This window comes from Kitasatospora griseola, assembly GCF_014648555.1.
GTDB classification, from domain to species: domain Bacteria; phylum Actinomycetota; class Actinomycetes; order Streptomycetales; family Streptomycetaceae; genus Kitasatospora; species Kitasatospora griseola.
In genome coordinates, this window is record NZ_BMRI01000012.1 from 147,342 (window position 1) to 155,182 (window position 7,841).

Sequence of the window (7,841 nt, forward strand, 5' to 3'; positions counted from 1 at the left end):
GAAGAAGATGGGCCACGCCGATGTCGCCGCGTACCGCGAGGTCGCCGACAGCGCCGGCGCGTCCGTCTTCACCGGCTACACCGCCACCGAGGGCGAGGCCACCGTGGTCGGCCTGCTGGTGGACGGCGTCCCCGCGCCGGCCGCGAGCGAGGGCGACGAGGTCGAGCTGATCCTCGACCGCACCCCGTTCTACGCCGAGGGCGGCGGCCAGCTCGCCGACCACGGCCGGATCCGGCTGGACTCCGGCGCGGTCGTCGAGATCCGCGACGTGCAGCAGCCGGTGCCGGGCGTCATCGTGCACTCCGGCGGGGTGCTGTTCGGCGAGGTGGTGCTCGGCGCGTCCGCGTACGCCACCATCGACACCGAGCGCCGCCGGGCCATCGCCCGCGCCCACTCGGCGACCCACCTGACCCACCAGGCGCTGCGCGACGCGCTCGGCCCGACGGCCGCCCAGGCCGGCTCCGAGAACGCGCCGGGCCGCTTCCGCTTCGACTTCGGCTCGCCTGCCGCCGTGCCCGGCAGCGTGCTGGTCGACGTCGAGCAGAAGATCAACGACGTGCTGACCCGTGAACTCGACGTCACCGCCGAGGTCATGACGATGGACCAGGCCCGCAAGCAGGGCGCCATCGCGATGTTCGGCGAGAAGTACGGCGACGCGGTGCGCGTGGTCACCATCGGCGACTTCTCCAAGGAGCTGTGCGGCGGCACCCACGTCGGCAACACCGCCCAGCTGGGCCTGGTGAAGCTGCTCGGCGAGTCCTCGATCGGCTCCGGCGTGCGCCGCGTGGAGGCGCTGGTCGGCGTCGACGCGTACAAGTTCCTGGCCCGCGAGCACACCGTGGTCTCCCAGCTCACCGAGCTGGTCAAGGGCCGCCCGGAGGAGCTGCCGGAGAAGATCTCCGGCATGCTCACCAAGCTCAAGGACGCCGAGAAGGAGATCGAGAAGTTCCGCGCCGAGAAGGTGCTGCAGGCCGCCGCGGGCCTCGCCGAGGGCGCGGAGGACGTCCGGGGCGTGGCGCTGGTCGCCGCCCGGGTCGCTGACGGCATCGGTGCGGACGAGCTGCGCAAGCTGGTGCTGGACGTCCGCGGCCGGCTCGGCAACCGCCCGTCCGTGGTCGCCGCGTTCACCGTCGCCAACGACCGCCCGCTGACCGTCATCACCACCAGCGAGGACGCCCGCGCCCGCGGCATCAAGGCCGGCGAGCTGGTCCGCGCCGCGGCGAAGGCGCTCGGCGGCGGCGGTGGCGGCAAGGACGACATGGCGCAGGGCGGCGGCAGCAACCCGGCCGCCGTCGGCGAGGCGATCGAGGCCGTCCGGGCACTGGTGGCCGAGCGCGCGTGAGCGAGGAGCACAACATCGAGGAGAAGGTCTTCCGGCGCGGCCGGCGGATCGCCGTGGACGTCGGCGACGCCCGGATCGGGGTCGCGGTCTGCGACCCCGACGGGCTGATCGCCACGCCCGTGGAGACCGTCCCCGCCGGGGGCCGCTCGCAGGCCAGGCTCAAGGCGATCGTCGAGGAGTACGACGCGATCGAGATGGTGGTCGGCCTCCCGCGCTCGCTGAGCGGCAAGGAGGGCCCGGCCGCGGCCAAGGTCCGCGACTACGCGGGCCGGCTGGCCGCGCTGGTCGCCCCGGTCGGCGTGCGGCTGGTGGACGAGCGGATGACCACCGTCACCGCCGCCGCCGGGCTGCGCGCCTCCGGCCGGTCCTCGAAGAAGGGCCGCTCGGTGATCGACCAGGCCGCGGCCGTGGTCATCCTCCAGGCCGCGCTTGAGACCGAACGGGTGAGCGGCCGCGCACCCGGTGAGAGTGTCGAGCCGGTGGTCTGACCAGTCAGGTCTAGGTTCCGATCGGGGCCCGTGCGGACGCGCGTCCGCACGGGCCCCGATCGCATGCCCGCCGCCGGAGGCCCCGCCGTGACCGACCCGTACACCGCACCCGGACTGACGCCCGGTCACCTCGGCGCCCCCGTGCTCGAACCCGAGGGCGCCCCGCCCGGACTGCCGTACGGCGTCGAACCGCCCGACCCGGGACGGCTGCGCACCGGCGCGGCCTGCTGCCTCAGCGTGGCCGGTCTGCTCGGCGTGGCGATGGCCGCCGCCGTCGCGCTGTTCCTGGTCTGGCCCGAGGGCAAGAAGCCCGCCGCCGACTACGTGGGCAGCGGCACCGGCCGGGTGCAGGTGTCGGTGGCCCAGGGCGCCAGCATCACCCAGATCGGCAGGACCCTGACGGCCAAACACGTGATCGCCTCCACCCGGGCGTTCACCGAGGCGGCCGCCAAGAGCCCGGCCGGCAACCGGATCCACCCCGGCACGTACACCCTCAGGGAGAAGATGTCGGCGGCCGCCGCGCTCAACGTGCTGCTCGACCCCGCCAACGCCAACGCCCTGACCATCCCCGAGGGCTGGCGCACCACCAAGGTCTACGCCGCCATCGACACCCGGCTCGGCCTGCCCGCCGGCACCACCAAGGCCGCCGCCGAGGAGCACCTCGCCGACCTCGGCCTGCCCCCCGACGCGACCGGCCACCCCGAGGGCTACCTGTTCCCGGCGACCTACCCCATCACCGGCGAGAGCACCCCGCTCGGCCTGCTCCAGGAGATGGTGAAGGAGGCCACCGGACGGCTCGACGGCGCCACCGTCAACGAGGCCGCCGCCAACAACAACGTCACGCCCTACGGCCTGCTCGTCATCGCCAGCCTCGCCCAGGCCGAGGCCGACAACCCCGAGGACATGGCCAAGGTCGCCCGGGTCGTCTACAACCGGCTCGCCAAGAACATGCCGCTGCAGCTCGACTCCACCATCAACTACGCGCTCGGCCGGTCCACCCTCACCACCACCGTGACCGACACCAAGCTCGACTCCCCGTTCAACACCTACGCCCACCCCGGCCTGCCGCCCACCCCCATCGGCAACCCCGGCCGGGACGCGCTGCGCGCCGCCATCCACCCCGCCGACGGTGACTGGCTGTACTTCGTGACCGTCCAACCCGGTGACACCCGGTTCACCGACAGCTCCGACCAACACCGGAAGAACGTCGACGAGTTCAACGCACACCGTGCACAGAACCCGTCCTCTAGCGCCGCCGGCCCCTCACCGGACGTCCCCTGAACAACAGGCAGTGACGCCCGGTGGCTACGCTGCGGTACGGTAACGTCTCCCAGCAGAGGCGGCACTAGTACGCCGGTTCGACGGACACCCTGGACGCGGTAAGGGGATCGATGACTGATCAGAGCGGGCGCTACGGTGCCCAGGGCGACCAGGCGTGGTTCCCCGGCGAGCAGCAGCAGCCCCCGCAGTACGGTCAGCAGGACCTCGGTCAGCAGTACCCGCAGGGGTACGTGCAGCAGCAAGGGGTGCCGCCGCAGGGCCAGGGCATGGTGCCGCCGCAGGGGATGCCCCAGCAGCAGATGCCGCAGCAGGGCATGCCGCAGCAAGGGATGCCGCAGCAGGGTTATCCGCCTCAGCAGCAGATGCCGATGGGCGGCCAGGGCTATCCGCAGCAGCAGTTCGGCCAGCAGCAGCCGCAGGGTTACCCGCAGCAGCAGTCCGGACAGCCGCAGGCGATGCCCCCGCAGGGCATGACGCAGGGTGGCCAACAGCCGTTCGCACAGCAGCAGTTCGGCCAGCAGCAGGGCTTCCCGCCCGGGCAGGCGGCGCAGCAGCAGCAGATGCCGATGGGCGGCCAGGGCTATCCGCAGCAGCGCGGCGCGAGCCTGGGCGGTCAGCAGCAGTTCGTCCAGCAGGGGATGGCGCAGCCGATACCGCAGGGCATGCCGCAGCAGGCGATGCCTCAGCAGGCGATGCCTCAGCAGGGTGTGTCGCAGCAGGGCATGGCGCAGCAGGGTGTGCCTCAGCCGGTGCAGCCCCAGGCCGCGCAGCCGCAGGCCCGGCGGGCCGAGCCGGTCGGCGGGCCCGGTCCGGACGGGATCGACTGGGAGGCGGAGGCGGCTGCGCTCGACAACCCGGCGGCGGTGCCCGCGCCGGCCGAGCCGGACAGGTACGACGAGCACGCCGACGAGTCCGAGCAGTGGGCCGAGGACGAGTACGCCGAGGAGGAGCGCAGCTCGTTCCTCTCCGAGCAGGACAACTCCCGCGAGGCCGAACGCAAGCGCAAGGAGAAGGGCAAGAAGTCGGGCCGCCGCAACAGCGGCGCCTGCCTGGTGGTCGCCCTGGTCCTGCTCGGCGCGACCGGCGGCGCCGGCTGGTGGGGCTACGGCCAGTACCAGCAGCGCTTCGGCCCGCCGCCGGACTTCAAGGGCGAGGGCACCGGCTCGGTCAACATCACCGTCGCCTCCGGCGCGGGTGGCGACGCGATCGGCAAGACGCTGAAGGACGCCGGCGTGGTCAAGAGCATCAAGGCGTTCAGTGCCGCGTACGAGAAGGACCCCAAGGGGCGGGGAATCCAGCCCGGCGTCTACACGATGAAGCACCAGATGTCCGCCGCCGCGGCGTTCAAGGTGCTGCTGGAGTCGAACGGCGGCAACGCGCTGATCATTCCAGAGGGTCTGAGGGCCGCTGACATCTACGTCAAGATCGACGAGAAGCTGAAGCTCGACAAGGGCGCCACCGCCAAGGTCGCCAAGGAGCAGGTCGGCAGCCTGGGCCTGCCTGCTTACGCCAACAACAACGTGGAGGGCTTCCTCTGGCCGGCCCGCTACTCGGTCGCCGACGGCATGAAGCCCGAGGAACTGCTGAAGCAGATGGTGGCGAACGCCGTCAAGCAGTACAGCGACCTCAAGCTGGACGAGGCGGCGCAGAAGATCGGCCTGAGGAACGCGTACGAGGTGGTGACCGAGGCCAGCATCCTGCAGGCCGAGGGCAACAACTCGGAGGACTTCGGCAAGATGGCCCGTGCCATCTCCAACCGGCTGACCACCAACGTCACCCAGCACAAGCTGGCCGTGGACACCACCCTCCAGTACTCGTTGGGCCGTACCAAGCTGACTGCGCAGGAGATCAACGACGGCTCGAACAAGTACAACTCGTACATCAACCCGGGCCTGCCGCCGACGCCGATCGGCAACCCCGGCGAGGAGGCACTCAACGCCGTCCTCAACCCGACGCCGGGCGACTGGGTGTTCTGGCTGGCCGTCTCGCCGCAGGAGACCAAGTTCGCCGCGACCGGCGCGGAGCACGCCAAGAACACCGAGGCGTGGTGCATCGGCAGGGGCTTGAAGTACAACGCCAAGTCCGTCACCTGCGACTCCTGACCGCGGAACACCGACGGCCCGTCCGGCAGGCGATACGGCTTTGCGGACGGGCCGGGTCGGGCCGGTAGCGTGAGCGGCATGGAGACGTCCCAGAACCCGGAGTACCCGGCCGGAGTGCCGTTGCTGGAGGCCGCGCAGGTCGATGTGGTGCGCGGCGGCCGGTACCTGCTGAAAGACGTGTCGCTGACCGTCCGGGCCGGCGAGCACTGGGCGGTGCTCGGGGCGAACGGGGCGGGCAAGAGTACGTTGCTGTCGTTGCTGGGGGCGGTCGAGCATCCCACTGCGGGGGCGGTGCGGGTGTTGGGGCGGCAGCTCGGCAAGGTCGATGTGCGGGAGTTGCGGGCGCATCTCGGGCATGTGAATCCGCGGCACCCGTTGCGTTCGCCGCTGACGGTGCGTCAGGTGGTGCTGACCGGTGTCACGCAGTCCATCGAGCCGGATCCGTTTCGCAAGCCCACGGCCGAACAGCTCGACCACGCCGAGGAGTTGATCCACACGCTGGGCGTCGCGCACCGCGCCGACAGTGCCTGGACGACGCTGTCGCAGGGCGAGCGCGGCCGGGTGCTGATCGCTCGCGCGCTGATGCCCGAACCCCGGCTGCTGCTGCTCGACGAGCCCGCCACCGGCCTCGACCTGACGGCGCGCGAGCAGCTGCTGGAGAGCCTGGACGGGCTGCGCCGAAGGTTCCCCGAGGTCGCCTCGGTGCTGGTCACGCACCACCTGGAGGAGCTGCCGGAGACCACCAGCCACGCGCTGCTGCTGCGCGACGGCCTGGTCACCGCCGCCGGGACGGCCGGCGAGGTGCTCACCACCGAGCTGGTCTCCGACTGCTTCCGCCACCCGATCCGGATCGGTCACAGCGAGGGCCGCTGGACCGCCCGCACCCGCCGAGACGCTCCGTGACGGTCGGGTCCTGGACGCTGCGTCCCGCCACCGACGCCGACCTGGAGCCGCTGGTCGAGCTGCGGGCGGTGGCGATGCGCCCCGACCTGGAGCGTCTCGGCCGGTACGACGAGCACCGGGTCCGGCAGCGGATGCGCGACGGGTACCGCCCGGCGCACACCTCGGTGCTGGAGGTGCCCGGCTCCCCGCCGCCGGCCGGCTGCCTGGCGCTCCGCCCGGACGAGCACGGGCCCGACGCCCTGGTGCTGGAGCACTTCTACCTCGCCCCGGCGCTGCACGGCCGCGGTCTCGGCACCGCCGTGCTGCGGGCCGCGCTGGACGACGCCGACGCGGCCGGGCTGACCGTCCGGCTGACCGTGCTGCAGGGCAGCCCCGCCCGCCGCTTGTACGAACGGCACGGCTTCGCCCTCGCGTCCGAGGACCCGATCGACGTCCACCTGCACCGAACTCCCCGAAGGATCGTGTCGTGACCAACCCGCACCGGGCCGCCGTCCTCGGCTCGCCGATCGCCCACTCGCTCTCGCCCGCGCTGCACCGGGCCGGTTATGCCGCGCTCGGGATGGCCGGGTGGCGCTACGACCGGTACGAGATCGACGAGGCCGGTCTGGAGGCGTTCGTCACCGGGCTGGACGCCGATTGGGCGGGCCTGTCGCTGACCATGCCGCTGAAGCGGGCGATCCTGCCGCTGCTGGACACCGTCAGCGACACCGCGCGGTCCGTGGACGCCGTCAACACCGTGGTGTTCGGCCCGGACGGGCGGCGGCACGGCGACAACACCGATGTCCCCGGACTGGTCAACGCGCTGCGCGAGCGCGGTGTCGGTCGGGTCGGGTCGGCGGCGGTGCTGGGCGCCGGGGCCACCGCCTCGTCCGCGCTGGCCGCGCTCGGCCAGATCTGCGACGGCGAGGTCACGGTGTACGTGCGCAGTGCCGAACGGGCCGCCGAAATGCGGGAGTTGGGGGAGAAGCTCGGGGTGGCGGTGCGCACCGCCGACTGGGCGGACGCGGCGCGGGCGCTGGCCGGTCCGCTGACCGTCTCCACGACGCCGGTCGGTGCCACCGACGGTTTCGCCGCGCAGTTGACCGGTGCTCCCGGGGTGCTGTTCGACGTGCTGTACCACCCGTGGCCGACCGCGCTGGCCGCGGCCTGCCTGGAGCGTGGCGGCACGGTGCTGGGCGGGCTGGACCTGCTGGTGCACCAGGCGGTGCTCCAGTTCGAGCGGTTCACCGGCGTCGGGCACGGCCCGCTGGCGGCGATGCGGGCGGCCGGCGAGGCGGCGCTGGCGTCCTCGTCCTGAGACGGCGCCCGCGCCCCGGGCCGTCGCGGGCACCGCTGAACTGCGGCTTCGCCGGTCCGTTCGGGCGTCGGCGGCGGACGCTCACTGTCCGCCACGCGGACCGTGCCTCCGACGGCCCTCCGGACGTGAAAGGATCGGTGCTTGCCCCGCCGCGTTCCGCGGCCGGGCAGGACGAGACGCCGGACCGGCCGCCGTTCACGGCGTGCGGGCCGCTGACGAAGGAGCTTTTCGGTGGGTAGCTTGCGCTGGCTGACGGCGGGGGAGTCGCACGGCCCCGCTCTGGTCGCGACGCTGGAGGGCCTGCCGGCCGGAGTGCCGGTCACCACCGCCATGGTGGCCGACGCGCTGGCCCGCCGGCGGCTCGGCTATGGTCGCGGCGCGCGGATGAAGTTCGAGCAGGACGAGGTGACCTTCCTCGGCGGTGTCCG

General features: G+C 72.6%; 8 protein-coding genes. All 8 read left to right on the forward strand.

The window, feature by feature from the left end; translation table 11 throughout:
* A partial coding sequence (locus IEZ12_RS38575) for an alanine--tRNA ligase-related protein (RefSeq protein ID WP_229847632.1) occupies positions 1-1,342 on the forward strand: 1,342 nt, incomplete at its 5' end.
* On the forward strand, positions 1,339-1,830 hold the full coding sequence (gene ruvX / locus IEZ12_RS17780) for a Holliday junction resolvase RuvX (RefSeq protein ID WP_229847633.1): 492 nt from the start codon (positions 1,339-1,341) through the stop codon (positions 1,828-1,830). The genes IEZ12_RS38575 and ruvX, both read left to right, overlap by 4 nt.
* 87 nt (positions 1,831-1,917) lie before the next feature.
* Entirely contained in the window at positions 1,918-3,111 is a 1,194-nt protein-coding gene (gene mltG / locus IEZ12_RS17785; protein WP_229847634.1) for an endolytic transglycosylase MltG, read from the forward strand.
* A 110-nt stretch (positions 3,112-3,221) separates the two neighbouring features.
* On the forward strand, positions 3,222-5,213 hold the full coding sequence (gene mltG / locus IEZ12_RS17790; protein WP_189272873.1) for an endolytic transglycosylase MltG: 1,992 nt from the start codon (positions 3,222-3,224) through the stop codon (positions 5,211-5,213).
* Between the two features lie 78 nt (positions 5,214-5,291).
* Entirely contained in the window at positions 5,292-6,116 is an 825-nt protein-coding gene (locus IEZ12_RS17795; protein WP_189272874.1) for an ABC transporter ATP-binding protein, read from the forward strand.
* Positions 6,113-6,586: a GNAT family N-acetyltransferase gene (locus IEZ12_RS17800; RefSeq protein ID WP_229847635.1), complete on the forward strand. Its 474-nt coding sequence runs from the start codon at positions 6,113-6,115 to the stop codon at positions 6,584-6,586. The genes IEZ12_RS17795 and IEZ12_RS17800 overlap by 4 nt, the downstream gene beginning before the upstream one ends.
* The gene (locus tag IEZ12_RS17805; protein WP_189272875.1) at positions 6,583-7,413 is read left to right on the forward strand and encodes a shikimate dehydrogenase; all 831 of its coding nucleotides are present in this window, start codon (positions 6,583-6,585) and stop codon (positions 7,411-7,413) included. The genes IEZ12_RS17800 and IEZ12_RS17805 overlap by 4 nt, the downstream gene beginning before the upstream one ends.
* Before the next feature lie 231 nt (positions 7,414-7,644).
* A partial coding sequence (locus tag IEZ12_RS38580) for a chorismate synthase (RefSeq protein ID WP_229847636.1) occupies positions 7,645-7,841 on the forward strand: 197 nt, incomplete at its 3' end.